This window comes from Actinotignum sp. usb-actsch-213 (assembly GCF_059085665.1).
In genome coordinates this window covers 1-605 of the sequence record NZ_JBHNSQ010000015.1, presented here as the reverse complement: position 1 = coordinate 605, position 605 = coordinate 1, and the positions used below count along the sequence as shown (strand labels likewise).

Genomic DNA, 605 nt, shown 5'->3' with positions numbered 1-605 from the left:
GGTGGTGCATGGTTGTCGTCAGCTCGTGTCGTGAGATGTTGGGTTAAGTCCCGCAACGAGCGCAACCCTTGTCTCGTGTTGCCAGCATGTTGTGGTGGGGACTCACGAGAGACTGCCGGGGTTAACTCGGAGGAAGGTGGGGATGACGTCAAATCATCATGCCCCTTATGTCTTGGGCTTCACGCATGCTACAATGGCCGGTACAGAGGGTTGCGATATCGTGAGGTGGAGCGAATCCCTTAAAGCTGGTCTCAGTTCGGATCGGGGTCTGCAACTCGACCTCGTGAAGTCGGAGTCGCTAGTAATCGCGGATCAGCATTGCCGCGGTGAATACGTTCCCGGGCCTTGTACACACCGCCCGTCACGTCACGAAAGTTGGTAACACCCGTAGCTCGTGGCCTAACCATTTTTTGGGGGGAGCGGTCGAAGGTGGGGCTGGCGATTGGGACGAAGTCGTAACAAGGTAGCCGTACCGGAAGGTGCGGCTGGATCACCTCCTTTCTAAGGATTGTTTGCAGGAAATGTTGTATCGGTGAGCTATTGGGGTTTACTGGTTTTTGTTTTGTTTCTTGTTTGGGACGCGTAAAAAGAGATGCTTGGGGCAT

General features: G+C 54.4%; 1 rRNA gene. It reads left to right on the top strand.

What is annotated here, in order from left to right:
• A 16S ribosomal RNA gene (locus AC5RK6_RS00890) occupies window positions 1-501 on the top strand; the annotation flags it as partial.
• Window positions 502-605 lie beyond the last annotated feature (104 nt).